The 13,202-nt window shown below is 70.4% G+C and carries 11 protein-coding genes and 1 pseudogene; 4 read left to right on the forward strand and 8 right to left on the reverse strand.

Annotated elements, in window-relative coordinates; all coding sequences use genetic code 11:
• Positions 1–216: 216 nt before the first annotated feature.
• Positions 217–1,369 (reverse strand): annotated as a pseudogene (locus MKL09_RS30050) (IS110 family transposase).
• 265 nt (positions 1,370–1,634) lie between these two features.
• Between MKL09_RS30050 and MKL09_RS30055 the strand changes: the two are divergent.
• From MKL09_RS30055 to MKL09_RS30065, 3 genes are all read left to right on the forward strand, one after another.
• Complete coding sequence (locus tag MKL09_RS30055; protein ID WP_244025612.1) at positions 1,635–1,973, forward strand: hypothetical protein; 339 nt, start codon at positions 1,635–1,637, stop codon at positions 1,971–1,973.
• A 394-nt stretch (positions 1,974–2,367) separates the two neighbouring features.
• A complete protein-coding gene (locus MKL09_RS30060; protein WP_244025613.1) occupies positions 2,368–3,273 on the forward strand; it encodes an aldo/keto reductase in 906 nt (301 codons plus the stop codon).
• The gene (locus MKL09_RS30065) at positions 3,263–4,006 is read left to right on the forward strand and encodes an NADPH-dependent F420 reductase (protein WP_244025614.1); all 744 of its coding nucleotides are present in this window, start codon (positions 3,263–3,265) and stop codon (positions 4,004–4,006) included. The genes MKL09_RS30060 and MKL09_RS30065 overlap by 11 nt, the downstream gene beginning before the upstream one ends.
• 209 nt (positions 4,007–4,215) lie before the next feature.
• On the opposite strand, the gene MKL09_RS30070 is transcribed toward MKL09_RS30065, so the two are convergent.
• From MKL09_RS30070 to MKL09_RS30085, 4 genes are all read right to left on the reverse strand, one after another.
• Positions 4,216–4,563: a hypothetical protein gene (locus MKL09_RS30070; protein ID WP_244025615.1), complete on the reverse strand. Its 348-nt coding sequence runs from the start codon at positions 4,561–4,563 to the stop codon at positions 4,216–4,218.
• 77 nt (positions 4,564–4,640) lie between these two features.
• Positions 4,641–5,312, reverse strand: coding sequence for a haloacid dehalogenase type II (locus MKL09_RS30075; protein WP_244025616.1), 672 nt, complete (start codon positions 5,310–5,312; stop codon positions 4,641–4,643).
• A 79-nt stretch (positions 5,313–5,391) separates the two neighbouring features.
• On the reverse strand, positions 5,392–6,918 hold the full coding sequence (gene murJ, locus MKL09_RS30080) for a murein biosynthesis integral membrane protein MurJ (protein WP_244025617.1): 1,527 nt from the start codon (positions 6,916–6,918) through the stop codon (positions 5,392–5,394).
• Between the two features lie 382 nt (positions 6,919–7,300).
• Positions 7,301–7,900, reverse strand: a complete 600-nt coding sequence (locus tag MKL09_RS30085; RefSeq protein WP_058195058.1) for a superoxide dismutase — start codon at positions 7,898–7,900, stop codon at positions 7,301–7,303.
• Between the two features lie 388 nt (positions 7,901–8,288).
• Here MKL09_RS30085 and MKL09_RS30090 point away from each other — a divergent pair, with 388 nt between their 5' ends.
• A complete protein-coding gene (locus tag MKL09_RS30090; protein ID WP_244025618.1) occupies positions 8,289–9,122 on the forward strand; it encodes a hypothetical protein in 834 nt (277 codons plus the stop codon).
• Positions 9,123–9,135: 13 nt separating this feature from the next.
• Here the strand turns inward: MKL09_RS30090 and MKL09_RS30095 are convergent, their stop codons facing one another.
• The 3 genes from MKL09_RS30095 to metK form a co-directional block, all read right to left on the reverse strand.
• On the reverse strand, positions 9,136–10,851 hold the full coding sequence (locus MKL09_RS30095; protein ID WP_244025619.1) for an HWE histidine kinase domain-containing protein: 1,716 nt from the start codon (positions 10,849–10,851) through the stop codon (positions 9,136–9,138).
• A 172-nt stretch (positions 10,852–11,023) separates the two neighbouring features.
• A complete protein-coding gene (locus MKL09_RS30100) occupies positions 11,024–11,758 on the reverse strand; it encodes a tRNA (guanine(46)-N(7))-methyltransferase TrmB (protein WP_244025620.1) in 735 nt (244 codons plus the stop codon).
• Between the two features lie 190 nt (positions 11,759–11,948).
• Complete coding sequence (gene metK, locus MKL09_RS30105; protein WP_244025621.1) at positions 11,949–13,127, reverse strand: methionine adenosyltransferase; 1,179 nt, start codon at positions 13,125–13,127, stop codon at positions 11,949–11,951.
• Positions 13,128–13,202 lie beyond the last annotated feature (75 nt).

Raw genomic sequence — 13,202 nt, forward strand, 5'->3', positions numbered from 1 at the left:
TGTCCGGCCTTTGGGTGCAGCACGGCTGCTGGCGAAGCTGGGGTCCACGGCGGGCGATCCAAACAGAGAGACGACCTGAAGGTCGGCCACTGGGTTGCACGGTTTATCGCCTGCCTCGGATCGAACGATCCCGGTTCCTCATCTTCTGCTTGCAAGCGCTTCAAGCGGCGCCGGCCCGGTCGGGGGCGCCGCGTGACGGGTGGGCGGTTCGCCGCCTCAGGCGGCGGCCTGCATCGGGATCAGCCCGGACAGGCCCGGTTGGCGGTAGCTCTCGCCCCGGGCCATCAGCACCCAGGCGATGCGGGCGATCTTGTTGGCCATGGCGACCGCCACGCGCTTGGGCGACTTGCGCGCCAGCAGGTCGCGTACCCAGCTCTCCAGTCGGGAGGCGACCGCTTCGGCCGCTGCCTCGCCTGGCTCACTCCTGGCCGACGCCCCCTTGGCCGGCATCTTGCCGCGAACCCGCCAGACGATCGCGGTCGCCCCGACCACGAGCAGGCTGCGCAGCATTGGATCCCCCGCCCGGGTGATGCATCCGAGCCGCTGCCGGCCCGCCGTGGAGTGGTCCTTGGGCGTCAGCCCCAGCCAGGCGGCGTAGTCCCGCATCGAGGCGAAGCGGTGCGGATCGGGCGTCTTCATCGCCAGCAACGCGGCGATCCGCGGCCCCACCCCGGGGATCGCCTGCAGCCGGACCGCGGTCGGGTTGGCCGCCGACCACGCCCGCATCCGCGCATCGATCGCCGCGATCCGCGCGCGCAGGGCCGCGTATTCCTCTTCGATCTCGGCAAACAGCGTCCGCGCCAGATCCGGGATGTCGGCGTGCGCCAGCTGCCGCAGCAGCGGCCCGATCGCCGCCGCCCCCTTGGGCGCCACGATTGGGCGCCACGATCCCGTACGCGCCCGCATGCCCGCGGACCGTGTTGGCCAGCTGCACCCGCTGGCGCACCCGACGCACCCGCTGGCCCGCCAGCATCAGCGCCGCCTGCTCCTCGGTCGACTTCACCGGAACGAACCGCATCGTCGGCCGGCTCGCCGCCTCGCACAACGCCGCGGCGTCGGCGGCGTCGTTCTTGCCCCGGCTCACGTACGGCTTGGCCAGCTGCGGCGCGATCAGGCGCACATCATGGCCCAGCGTCGTGAGTTCACGCCCCCAGTGATGCAAGGCCCCGCAGGCCTCCAGCGCCACCGGCGTCGGCGGCAGCTACGCAAAGAAACCCAACAGCTGATCGCGCTTGAGTTGCCGCCGCCGCACGACCCGCTCGCGCGCATCGACCCCGTGCACCTGAAACAAACGCTTCGACGTATCCAGACCGATGCGGATCGGATGCTCCGTGGACGGCTCCTGCTGATGCGTGCTCGACACCCTCATCATGGCACACCGTCCCGGGCAGGGGCCGTCCACACCAACAGGGAAGGGCGACATTCGGGGATCGCGCGCTGCACTGTGTTGCTTCGCTGCGCTCGCAATGACGATCGGCGATGATTGACCTGAACCGACTTATCCTCGCGAACAATCGGCGCAAGAAGGCGCCGAGGGGCGAAATTCTGAATCCCGCAACATTTTCACCGCCCACCCGGTGACCCCTCCGGCAAATGATGCTTAGGCGGATCATCCCGAGCCGCCGGAGGTGCCGATGAAGCAGATCGAGGCCATCATTGCGTGGACGCCCGCCCGCTGGGCGGAGCTGAAACCCGAGACGGCCGGGCAGATCGTCGTGTTGCCGGCGCCCGACGAGGCCGGCGCGGCGAAGCGCTACGTGATGCGCGCGGGCGCGAGTTCCTCCGCGCTGGCGGCCCTGTCGGAGGAGGCGCGCGTCGCCCGGCTATTCATCGACTTCCAGACGATCGTGGTCCGCGACGGCCTCGACCCGCAGATTGTCCACCGCGCCTTCCTGGCGATCGACGAGTACCGGTTCCGGATCGCGCCGGATACCGAGGGCGCCGCGTTCGAGGACCCGCCGGAGGAGGATTAGGGTTTTGGGCCGGGTGGAACTGCCGCGCACGCGCCGTTGACGTTGGAGAGCGTCGCCATCGTCGTCGCGCCCTTTCCCGGGTGCATGCGGCATCAGCGGAATGCGCCCGGGACCCAGCGCGACAAGACGCGCAGCGTCCGCCTGCAACCGAGGCGCTTCCGGATCATGCCGCCTCGCGGCGCCTCGCCTGCTGGGTCCCGGATCGCCTTCCGCTGACGTTCCGGGTGCCGGGAAAAGGGGCGCCTTGTCCTGGTGTGCGACCGCGGCGTCACCAGACGCGTTCCGCCGCCGGTCCAGCCGCCCTGCGCTCGCGCAAGCGTGAGAATAACGAATACACATCCGCCGAGCACCGCCCTATCTCCCGGTTGTGTCCTGACACCGCCGGAGGCCGGCCATGCCCGTATCCCGTCGTGCCGTCCTAGCGGCCTCCGCCCTCGCGCCGCTTGCCGCGCGATCGTCCTGGGCCGCCGAGCCGTTGATCCGCCGGCCGATCCCGTCCAGCGGCGAGATGCTGCCGGCGATCGGGATCGGCACATCGCGGCGCTACGAGGTCGAGCCCAATCCCGAGACGGTGGCGCCGCTCAATGCGGCGGTGCAGAGCTTCGTGTCGCTCGGCGGTTCGGTGATCGACACGGCGCCGAGCTACGGCACCGCCGAGGATGTGCTGGGCCTGATCCTGGCCGAGCCCGGCTTGCGCCAAAAAATCTTTCTCGCCAGCAAGGTCGACACCCAGGGCCGCGACGCGACGCTCGCCGAGTTCGAGCGGTCGCTGAAGCGGATGAAGGTCGAGAGCCTCGATCTCGTGGCGGTCCACAACCTGATCGACGTGGATGCGAATCTCGCCGTGCTGCGCGACCTGAAGGGGACCAAGCGGATTCGCTATGTCGGCGTCACGGTCTGGCGGGACGGCCAGCTCGACGCCCTCGAGGCCGTGATGAAGCGCGAAAAGCTCGACTTCATCCAGGTGAATTACGCCATCGACAACCGCGCCGCGGCCGAGCGCGTGCTGCCGCTCGCCGCCGAGACGGGCGTGGCGGTGATGACCAACGTACCCTTCGGCCGCGACCGCCTGTTCAAGGCGGTGCAGGGCAAGGATCTTCCATCGGTGGCGAAGGATCTCGGCTGCACCAGCTGGCCGCAATTCTTCTTGAAATACGTACTCGGCCATCCGGCCGTGACCTGCCCGATCCCCGGCATGGCCAAGGTGGCCTATGTCGAGGACAACCTCGCCGCCGCCCGGGGCCCACTCCCCGATGCGGCCCAGCGCAAGCAGATGGAGACCTTCATCGATGCGGTCTGATCGCACCACGCGGCGCGCTGCGCTCGCCCTCGCCGCCGGTTTCTCCGTCGCGGCGGCCCTTCCGGCGCTGGCCCAGGACAGTCCCAAAAAGATCCGGATCGGGGTGATCGGGGCCGGCAATATCGGCGGCACGATCGGGACCCTCTGGGTCAAGGACGGCCACGAGGTGATGTTCGCCTCGCGCCATCCCGAGACCCTGGCGCCGATGATCGCGGAGCTGGGCCCCAAGGCCAAGGCCGGGACACCCGAGGAGGCGATCACGTTCGGCGACGCGGTGTTCGTTGCGGTGCCCTACAAGGCCTATCCCGATCTCGCGAAGGACTTGGCGGCGTCGCTTGCCGGCAAGGTCGTGCTCGATGCCGGCAACGCCACGCAGAAGCGCGACGGCGCGCTCTACGACGAGGTCCAGGCGAACGGCATCGGGACGACCTCGGCCAAGTATTTCCCGGGCGCGAAGCTTGTGCGGGCCTTCAATGCGGCCAACTACAAGGTCTTCGCCAAGGCCGGCGCCGATGGCGGCAAGGACCGGCCGGGCGGCCGGATGGCGATCCCGATCGCCGGCGACGATCCCGCGGCGCTGAAGGTCGCCGAAGGCCTGGTCCGCGACGCCGGGTTCGACCCGGTGGTGGTCGGCCCGCTCAAGGATGCCGACAAGTTCGCCATGGGGTCGTCCGGCTTCGGCCACGAGGCGACCGCGCCGGAGCTGCGCGAGAAGCTCGGACTGGGGAAGTGACGGGCGCGGCCGTGCCGCTTCTCCCTCCCCCCTGTGCGGGGGAGAGTACCCTGCGCGGCAGGGGGGGAGAGGGGCAGCGCGACGATTCAGGTTATGACACCGATCGCGACCGTTACGGCTCCGTCGCTCCCCTCTCCCGACCCCTGCTGACGCAGGGGCCACCCTCCCCCGCAGAGGGGGGAGGGAAGAAGCGGGATCGGCGCAGCCTCTTATTCGCAGACTTCGACGCGGCGGTAGGTGAACTCGCCGTCGCCGAGCCACTCTTTGCGGCGCTCGTAATGGCAGATCGGGCCACGGCGCTCGCGGACCACGACGGTCTCGGGCTCCTCGACCACCACGCGGCGCGGGCGGTACTCCGGCGGCGGGGGCGGCGGGGGCTGGTTCGCGCCGGCGATGAGAGCGCCGCCGACCATGCCGGCCGCGAGGCCGCCGAGGATCGCGCCGGTCTGGTCGCGGGCGGTGGCCGGGGCGACGGCCCCGAGCACCAGGGCTGCCGCGAGGGCTGCGGCCCCGGCGCGGATCGTCGTGAAGGAACCGTTCGTGGCCACGCGCAACATCTCCCGTTCGTGTTGAGGAGGATCCAACACCGGGACGATTAAAAATCTCCGAAGCCGGGCACTGCGAGCGCGCAGGTTCAGAGCAGCCCGTCGAGGGACCCGATCACGCCTGTGGGAGCGAGGTCGGCGTATTCGTCCGGCAGCCCCCGGCGGTTCACCCAGGCGGTGCGGAACCCGAACGCGTGGGCGCCGGCCACGTCCCAGCGGTTGGAGGAGCAGAACAGCACGTCCGCTTCCCCCACCGCGAGCCGGAGCAGCGCGATTCGGTAGGCGTCGGGATGGGTCTTGAACACCTGCGCGTCGTCCACCGAGAGCACGGCATCGAGATGGTCGGCGAGCCCCGCCGAGGCCACCGCCCGGTCGACCATCGCGGCGTTGCCGTTGGTCAGCACCGCCGTGCGCAGGCCGCGCTTGCACAAGGATGCCAGCACGCCCGGCACCTCCGGATAGGCATCGAGGTCGCGGTAGGCGTCGAGGAGTCGTTCGCGCAATCCGGGATCCACGCTCGGATGGACCGCCAGGGCATAGTCGAGGGCGCGCACGGTGAGGTCCCAGAAGGCGGCGTAGCGGCCCATCAGCGACAGGGTCCAGCTGTATTCGAGCTGCTTGTTGCGCCAGACCTCGGAGAGGTGTTCGGCATCCGGCCCGACCGCGTCGGCGTAACGCTGGACCGCGGCGTTCACGTCGAACAGCGTGCCGTAGGCATCGAACACAACGGCCTTCACGCCCGGGAGCAAGTCCTTGGTCATGGCATTCCTCAATGGCGCTCAGGGACGATCTGGGACTCGCAGGCGCGGCGGCGAGTCCGGCTCGATGGGACGGTGTTTCTCAGGCGCGGCGCAGGCGCAGGCCGAACAGGTGCAGCAGGCCAGCCAGCAGGCCGCCATAGATGGCCGCTCCGGCGAGGCCCAGCACCGCCAGGACGGCGATCTCGCGCCCGTGCGACAGGGCCGGCACCAGCGCCTCGGCGAGCCCCTGGCCGTAGACGGCCACGCCCGCCAGCGCGAGGCAGGCGAGACCGACGCCCAGAACCGTGAGGCCGAGGGTGCGGCCCGGGGCCGTCCAGCCGCGGCGCTTGGCCAGGACGACGAGGATCAGCAGGTTCACCCACTGGCTGACCGCCGTCGCCAGCGCCAGCCCGGTGACGCCGTAGGGCCCGGTGAGCCAGAGCTTCAGCGCGACGTTGACGAGGATCGCCGTCAGCGACGCCCAGAGCGGGGTCTTGGTGTCCTGTCGGGCGTAGAAGCTCGCCACCGCGCTGCGCACCAGCACCACGGCCGGCAAGGCGAGCCCGTAGGCGGCCAGAACCGAGGCGGCCCTGGACGCGTCCTCGGCGCTGAAGGCGCCGCGCTGGAACAGAGCCGCCATGATCAGGCCCGGGATGGTCAGGAACGCCACCGTGAACGGCGCCGACAGGGCCAGGGAGAACCCCGCCGCCCGGTTCTGCGCCGCGTGCGCGCCGGCGACGTCGCCGGCCGCGATCCGCCGGCTCATCTCCGGCAGGAGCACGGTGCCGGCCGCGATCGCGATCACCCCGAACGGCAGCTGGTAGAGCCGGTCGGCGTAGTACAGGGCCGAGACCGCACCGGTCGGCAGCCAGCTGGCGATGATCGTGTCGGCGAAGGCCGCGATCTGGAACCCGGCCGACCCGATCACCGCGGGTCCGAGCACCACGAAGAACCGCTTCAGCGCCGGGTCGGAGCGTGGCACGGCGAGGTCGGGCATCACCCGGGCGCGGCGGCAGCCCCACCACAGCAGGCCGAATTGCAGCACGCCCGAGACCGCCACGCCCCAGGCGGCCGCATAGGCGGCGTTGGGGAACAGGAAGCTCACCGACAGGGCCGCCAGCATGGCGAGGTTGAGCAGCACCGGGGCGCCTGCCGCCACGGCGAAGTGCCGGTGGGCGTTGAGGATGCCCGACAGCAGCGTCACCAGGGTCATGAACAGCAGGTACGGGAAGGTGATGCGGGTCAGCGCCACCGCCAGCTGGAAGCGCTCGCCGTCCTCGGCGAAGCCCGGGGCCAGGGCATGCACCACCCAGGGCATCGCCGGCAGGGCGAGGTTCAGCAGCACCAGCTGCACGATCAGCATCAGGGTGAAGACGCGGTCGGCGAAGTGATGCGCCTCGCCGGAGCTGCCCGACTCGGCGAGCCCGGCATAGGCCGGCACGAAGGCGGTGTTGAACGCGCCCTCGCCGAAGATCGCGCGGAAATGGTTCGGCAACCGGAACGCGACCACGAAGGCGTCGGCCATCGGCCCCGCCCCCATCACGGCGGCCATCACCACGTCCCGGGCGAAGCCGGTCACGCGCGAGACCAGGGTCCAGCCGCCCACCGAGAGGATGGAGCGGATCATCGGAGGCAAACCTCCCTCCCCCCTTTGCGGGGGAGGGTGACCACGTATTGCCTCGCGAAGACCGCGACGGGCCCCCTCTCCCGTGCGGGAGAGGGTTGGGGTGAGGGACCAGGACTTTCCGGAGAGGTCGCACCCCTCACCCTGTCCCTCCCCCGCACGGGAGAGGGGACCCGTGCTTCGTCCGGCAATGTCTGAATCGGGTTTCCCGCAAAGCAGGAAGAGGGCGATGAGAGAGTCGTCGCGTTGGAAAGATGGGAAGGAATGGCCGGACCCTTCTGCACCGGGTCATCCGGCAACGGGCGCATCAAGAGCCGGTTTCGGCCGCTACCTCAAGGGCGTCGCAGACACGATCGGTCCGCGACGCCGGCTCATGGATACCGGATCAGGCGGTCGCTTCGCCGTGCAGCTTCTCGACGTACTCCCAGTTCACCAGGTTCTCGATGAACGCCTTGAGGTAGTCGGGGCGGCGGTTGCGGTAATCGATGTAGTAGGAGTGCTCCCACACGTCGACGCCCAGGATCGGCTTGGCGCCGTGGACCAGCGGGTTCTCGCCGTTGGGGGTCTTCAGGATCGCGAGCTTGCCGTCCTTGACGGCGAGCCAGGCCCAGCCCGAGCCGAACTGGCTGACGCCCGCCTGGATGAAGTCCGCCTTGAACTTCTCGGCCCCGCCCAAATCCTCGTCGATCTTCTTGGCGATCGCGCCGGGAATCGCGCCGCCGCCGTTGGGCTTCATCCAGTTCCAGAAATGGAGATGGTTGAAGTGCTGGCCGGCATTGTTGAAGAGCGGCTGATTCGTGTTGTAGGCGGCCTTGACGATCTCCTCGACGCTCTTGCCCTGGAGATCCGTGCCTTCGAGCAGCTTGTTGCCGGTATCGACATAGGCCTTGTGGTGCTTGTCGTGGTGGAACTCGAGGGTTTCCTTCGACATGTACGGCCCGAGCGCATCGTAGGCGTAGGGCAGTTCCGGCAGCGTGAACGTCATTGGGTCTGTCTCCGCTTGGAGCACGATGCGGAAAACCGGAAGCCGGTCACCCGAAATCATCGTGCGATAACAATGGGCTGGAGCCTGCCGTGCTTCGCGAGAAACAGCGGCCCGCGCCAGCCTTGGGCGGCCTCGTCCCCGGCGGGGGCGTCCGGGTCACATCAGCTAGGTAAGTCGGTGCCCGCGCGACGGCAACGCCGCTGCGGCCAGGCTTGGCGCGAAGTTCCGGCGGATGCGGGCGCCGCCGCGGCGGATGCCCGGGCCGACAACCGGCGAGAACCGGTATCCCGGGCAATCTCACCGGCGGGTTTTGCAATATGACCGCAAGGCCTTACTGTGAGACACGCCTCAAGCTCCGGCGGTTAGCCGGCCCGTGTCAGAGAGTAACATGATCGCTGCGCTGTTCGCGCTCGCCGCCGCCATGGCCATCGGGGGCTGCGCCGCCGTGATCCAGGGCTTCCCCTATGTGCGTCTGGAGAGCGGCCTCGCGATGGTGATCGCGGGTTCCGTCGCGGCCTCGTCGGGCGCCGTGCTGTTCGGGATCGGCGTGCTCGCTCTCACGTTCCGCCGGGTCGAGCGGGCGGTCGGGCACGGTTCGGCGCTCGCGCCTTCCGAGGCCAGCCCCGTCGCCGAGGGCCAGCCGCGGCTGCCGCCGGTGCTGCCCGCCGCCCCCGCTTTCCTCGTGCCTCCGATCGTCGAGCCGGCCTTCGATCCCGAGCGGCCGCGGATCGAGCCCCATCTGAGTCTCGTGGAGGACCGGCCGGCCGAGGCCTCGACGGCCGCCGAGCCGAAGAAGCCCGCCGCGCTGGAATCGGATTTTCCGATCCACGCCTTCCCGGCAGCGCAGGTCCCGGAGCAGGCGCCCCTCCACCGCCCCGTCGTGGAGGCGATCCCCGATCCCGCGGCCGAGCGCAGCCCGGAGGACGACCTGTTCGCCGCGCCCGAAGCGCCCGCGAAGCCCGAGATCCATCCGGAGCCGCAGCCGGAAGCCCCCGCCCTGCGTCCGAGCCTCGACGCGGCACCCGATCCCGATCCCGAGGCGAAACCGGATACCCGCACCGTGGTCGGGCGCTACGCTTCCGGCGGCAACACCTACGTGATGTTCGAGGACGGCTCGATCGAGGCGGAGACGCCGCAGGGCCGCTTCACCTTCGCGTCCCTGGACGAGCTGAAGGCTTTCGTGGACGGCGGCGGCGAATCCGGCGCGCGCGGCGCCGCCTGACGGGACCCTCCGGTCAGACCAACGGGTTGAGGCTGTCGTTGCGCGGCGGGATCGGCGCCCGCATGGTCAAGGAAAACCCCTCGGGATCGTAGTCGGTCTCGACCTCGGCCTGGACCTGGGTGATCAGCACCCGCTGCAGCAGGCGCGAGCCGAAACCCTGGCGGCTCGGCGGCCGGACCGGCGGCCCGCCCGATTCGCGCCAGTGGAAGCGCAGGATTCCGGCCGGCCCGCCCGGCTCCAGGGTCCAGGCCACCGCGACCCGCCCGGTGCGGTTCGAGAGCGCCCCGTATTTCGCCGCGTTGGTGGTGAGCTCGTGGATCGCCATGCCGATCGGCACCGCGATCTCGGAGGGCAGGTCGATCGCCGGCCCTTCGAGGCTGATCCGCCCCTCGGCCCCGCCCTCCACCGAGACCTCCGCGTAGGGCTTCAGCTCGCTGAGCAGGAGGTTCGCCAGCGAGGCGGTCTGCCAGGTATCCTCGGTGAGCACCGCGTGGGTGTGGGCCAGGGATTTGATCCGGCCGACGAACGCCTCGTAGAAATCCTCGATGCTGGAGGCCGTGCGGGCCGTGGAGCCCACGATCGCCTGCACGGTGGCGAGCGTATTCTTCACCCGGTGGTGCAGTTCCCGGATCAGCAGGCTCTGCCGCTCCTCGGCGATCCGTCGGTCGGTCACGTCGGCGACCACGCCGATCAGGCGCCGGGGCAGGCGGCTCGGCGCGTCCCGCTCGAACCGGCCGGCCATGTCGATGGTGCGCCACGCCCCGTCGGATTTCCGCCGGATCCGGCCGCCGATCTGCAGGATCCCGTCCTCGCGCAGCGCCTTCGAGATCGCGTGGCGGACCGCGGCCCGGTCGTCAGGGTGGAGGATGTCGTTCAAAAACTCGTTCTTGCCGATGGTGCCGTCCTCGGGAGCATGCCCGAAGATCTCGTACATGTGCTCGTTTTCCCAGATCGCCTGGTCCTCGAGCATGTGCCACTCGAAGATGCCGAGCTTGGCGATGGTGGTCGCCACCCGCAGGCGCTGATCGCGCGACAGGATCTCGTCCCGGGCCTCGACCCGGGTGGTGATGTCCTGGACGACGCCGACCATGCCGGCGAGCGCGCCGTCGCGGCCCGGCACGGCCTGCCCGCGCACCCGCAGGATCACGGTGCGCCCGGCCACCGTCACCGGGGTATCGAAATGGTAGGGCTTGCCGGCCCGGCAGGCTTCGGTGACGGTCGCGCCGAGGCGCGCCAGCTCCGGATCGGACAGGCCGGTCTTGAGCTCGTCCCACGGTACGGACCGCCCGGGCTGCCGCCCCAGGATCCGGGCCGCCCGGCGCGACAGGGTCAGCAGGCCGCTCGCCCGGTCCCAGCGCCACTCGCCGAGACCGGCATTCTCCAGCGCTTCGCGGTTCGCCTCGGAATGCGCGGCCGCGTCCGCGTCCACGGTCTCGACCACCAGGGTCCGGCCGGAGCGCCGCACCCGCACGTCGAGCCCGGTCCCGTCCGCCCGGCGCCAGGCCTGGATGCCGTCGCCGAGGCCCTCGGGCCGGTCGGCCAGAAAATCCGCGGTCGCGCGTCCGGTCAGCTGGCCCGGCGGCCAGCCGAGCAGATCGTGCAGGATCCGGTTGGCGGCGACGATCGTCGCCTCATCCGCCGACAGCACGACGAGGCCGATCGCGGCATCGTCGAAGCCCGCGCGATACGGATCGTCCGTCGCCGGGTCTTGACCCACGCTCTCGCCCACTCGGAAACATCCTCGAGCGCGCCGCAGCGCGCCCTCGCACGAGATACCCCCCTGCCGCGGTCCCGACCGCGAAGGCAGCTCAGGATGGCGCCCGAGCGTGGCCGTTGCAAGGCGTCCGGCCCGGCTGCGGCGACCCGTCCGCACTGCACCGCAGAGGATGGCGGCTCGGCGTTCAGCGCGATCGGCGCACGAACTCCAGATAGGTCGGGCGCCGGCCCGCCGCCAGCGCCTTCGCCTCGTAGCGGGTCCCGGGCCAGCCCGGGAAGGGCTCGGTCCAGTCGCGAGCCTGCCTCGCCGTCCAGGCCAGGACCGGGCAGCGGGCAGCGCGGACCAGGGTCCAGCCGGCGTAATCGTCGATGTCGCTGGCGAAGCGGAACCGGCCGCCGTCCCTCAGGACCCGGCCGATCTCGGCCAGCGAGGCGTCCGAGACGAAGCGGCGCTTGCGCTGGCGGCGCTTCGGCCAGGGATCGGGATAGAGCAGGTAGACCCGGTCCAGGCAGGCATCCGGCAGGCGCGCCAGCAGGGCGGTCACGTCCTCGTCGCGGATGCGGACGTTGCGTAAGGACCGCGCCTCGATCGCGGCGAGCAGCTTGACCACGCCATTGACGAACGGCTCGGCCCCGATGATTCCAATCCGGGGATGGGCCTCGGCCTGGGCGGCGAGGTGCTCGCCGCCGCCGAAGCCGATCTCGAGCCAGATCTCCTCCGGCGCGCCGTCGAGGGCCGGGAACAGCGTGCGCGGATCGAGCGGCCGGTCATCCGGGGGCAGGTCGATCCGTAGGGCCGGAAGCAGCTCGGCGAGCCGCCGTTCCTGCAGGCCGCGCAGGCGCTTGCCCTTGCGCCGCCCGAAAAAGGCGCGCTCCGGCTCCTCGGCCTCGCGACCGGGTCGTCCGTTCAGGTCAGGCATCGGCTACCAACACGTCGTCCGCGCGGGCAGGACGGTTCCAGAGGGCTCACGGCCCCGAAGCAGAGCTCTGCCCTGCACCCGCAAAAGGTCCAAGACCTTTTGAAACCGGGACTCGAGAAAACGCCAGCGCGCCGTCCCGAATCGGGGACGACGCGCTGGCGGGTGGTTCAGCGCTGGAGCGCGGGCCGCCTTACGACAGGGCCGACTTCAGCTTCGGGGCGAGGTCGGTGCGCTCCCAGGAGAAGCCGCCATCGGCTTCCGGGGCGCGGCCGAAATGGCCGTAGGCCGCGGTGCGCGCGTAGATCGGCTTGTTCAGGCCGAGCGCCGTGCGGATGCCGCGGGGCGACAGGTCGATGGCGTCCATCAGGATGGATTCGAGCTTGGCCTCGTCCACCTGGCCGGTGCCGTGCAGGTCCACGTAGATCGACAGCGGCTTCGAGACGCCGATCGCGTAGGCGAGCTGGATCGTGGCGCGCCGCGCCAGGCCGGCCGCGACGACGTTCTTGGCGAGGTAGCGCGCCGCGTAGGCTGCCGAGCGGTCGACCTTGGTCGGATCCTTGCCCGAGAACGCGCCGCCGCCATGCGGGGCCGCGCCGCCGTAGGTGTCGACGATGATCTTGCGGCCGGTGAGGCCGCAATCGCCGTCCGGGCCGCCGATCACGAACTTGCCGGTCGGGTTGACGTGCCAGACGGTGCCCTCGTTGACCCAGCCCTGCGGCAGGGCCGCGCGGATGTAGGGCTCCACGATGGCGCGCACGTCGGCCGAATCCAGCGACTCGTCGAGGTGCTGGGTGGAGAGCACGATCTGGGTCGCCTCGACCGGGCGGCCGTTCTCGTAGCGGACCGTGACCTGGCTCTTGGCGTCGGGGCCGAGCTTGCCGGCATCGCCCTCGCCCTTCTTGCGGGCGTCGGCCAGGTCCTTGAGGATCTTGTGGGCGTAGAACAGCGGCGCCGGCATCAGCTCCGGCGTCTCGTCGGCGGCGTAGCCGAACATGATGCCCTGGTCGCCCGCGCCCTCGTCCTTGTTGCCGGCCGCGTCCACGCCCTGCGCGATGTCGGCGGACTGGGCGTGGAGGTAGATCGCGACCTCGTTGTTCTTCCAGTGGAAGCCGTCCTGCTCGTAGCCGATCTCCTTCACGGCCTGGCGGGTCAGCTCCTCGAGATCCTTGAAGGTCACCGAATCCGGGCCGCGCACCTCGCCCGCGATCACGACGCGGTTGGTGGTGGTCAAGGTCTCGACCCCGAGCCGCGCCTCCGGCATCGCCGCGATATAGGCGTCCACCACCGTATCGGAGATCCGGTCGCTGACCTTGTCGGGATGGCCCTCCGAGACCGACTCGCTGGTGAACAGGTAGTTGGAACGCGGCATGTGGACGGATCCCGAGCGCGGGTACGCCGTCGCGATCGCGGCGTTCAACCCCTTATGGGGTCCGGGTTCTCGCAC

The sequence above is a fragment of the Methylobacterium sp. J-048 genome, assembly GCF_022829515.1.
In the GTDB taxonomy this organism is placed as follows: domain Bacteria; phylum Pseudomonadota; class Alphaproteobacteria; order Rhizobiales; family Beijerinckiaceae; genus Methylobacterium.

Coding starts and splice junctions, on each gene's coding strand:
- MKL09_RS30055 (WP_244025612.1), top strand. CDS start 1,635: ATGAAGCAGATCGAGGCCATCATTGCGTGGACGCCCGCCCGCTGGGCG.
- MKL09_RS30060 (WP_244025613.1), top strand. CDS start 2,368: ATGCCCGTATCCCGTCGTGCCGTCCTAGCGGCCTCCGCCCTCGCGCCG.
- MKL09_RS30065 (WP_244025614.1), top strand. CDS start 3,263: ATGCGGTCTGATCGCACCACGCGGCGCGCTGCGCTCGCCCTCGCCGCC.
- MKL09_RS30070 (WP_244025615.1), bottom strand. CDS start 4,563: ATGTTGCGCGTGGCCACGAACGGTTCCTTCACGACGATCCGCGCCGGG.
- MKL09_RS30075 (WP_244025616.1), bottom strand. CDS start 5,312: ATGACCAAGGACTTGCTCCCGGGCGTGAAGGCCGTTGTGTTCGATGCC.
- murJ (WP_244025617.1), bottom strand. CDS start 6,918: ATGATCCGCTCCATCCTCTCGGTGGGCGGCTGGACCCTGGTCTCGCGC.
- MKL09_RS30085 (WP_058195058.1), bottom strand. CDS start 7,900: ATGACGTTCACGCTGCCGGAACTGCCCTACGCCTACGATGCGCTCGGG.
- MKL09_RS30090 (WP_244025618.1), top strand. CDS start 8,289: ATGATCGCTGCGCTGTTCGCGCTCGCCGCCGCCATGGCCATCGGGGGC.
- MKL09_RS30100 (WP_244025620.1), bottom strand. CDS start 11,758: ATGCCTGACCTGAACGGACGACCCGGTCGCGAGGCCGAGGAGCCGGAG.
- metK (WP_244025621.1), bottom strand. CDS start 13,127: ATGCCGCGTTCCAACTACCTGTTCACCAGCGAGTCGGTCTCGGAGGGC.